General features: G+C 63.5%; 1 protein-coding gene. It reads right to left on the bottom strand.

Annotated elements, in window-relative coordinates:
• Positions 1-654, bottom strand: a 654-nt coding sequence (locus tag IT775_RS21160) for a fumarylacetoacetate hydrolase family protein (RefSeq protein ID WP_212703234.1), incomplete at both ends; no start/stop codon positions are given.

Below are 654 nucleotides of genomic sequence, written 5' to 3'. Positions count from 1 at the left end.
GGTTTCCTGGCGCTGGCTGCCCAGCCCTTCGATTTCCACTTCCATGACGTCGCCGGGGCGCAGGTAGCGCGGCGGTTTCATCCCCATGCCGACGCCTTCGGGCGTGCCGGTTGCGATGATGTCGCCGGGACGCAGTTCCATGAACTGGGTGAGGTTGGCAATGATCTGGCGCACCGTGAACACCATGTCCGAGGTGTTGGAATCCTGCATGACCTCGCCGTTCAGTTTCAGCCCCAGGTTCAGCGCCTGCGGGTCGGGAACCTCGTCGGCGGTGACCAGATACGGACCGGTGGGGCCGAAGGTGGGGGCGGATTTGCCCTTGATCCATTGGCCGCCGCGATCCATCTGGAAACTGCGTTCGGACATGTCGTTGATGGTGCAATATCCGGCGACGTAATCCAGCGCGTCCTCTTCGGAAACGTAAAGCGCGGATTTGCCGATCACCACGCCCAGCTCGACCTCCCAGTCGCTTTTCTCCGATCCGCGCGGGATGATGACCGGGTCGTTGGGACCCGACAGGGCGCTGGTCGCCTTGTTGAACAGGATCGGTTCCGACGGCAGGGCAAGACCGGCCTCGGCCGCGTGTTTGGCGTAGTTCAGCCCGATGCAGTAGAAATTCGGCACATCGGCCAGGCAGGCGCCGATGCGCTCGGG

Origin of the sequence: Thalassovita aquimarina, from assembly GCF_018219815.1 — a bacterium.
In the GTDB taxonomy this organism is placed as follows: domain Bacteria; phylum Pseudomonadota; class Alphaproteobacteria; order Rhodobacterales; family Rhodobacteraceae; genus Thalassobius; species Thalassobius aquimarinus.
Note: the sequence above shows the minus strand (reverse complement) of the source record. Positions and strands in the feature narration are given on the sequence as shown.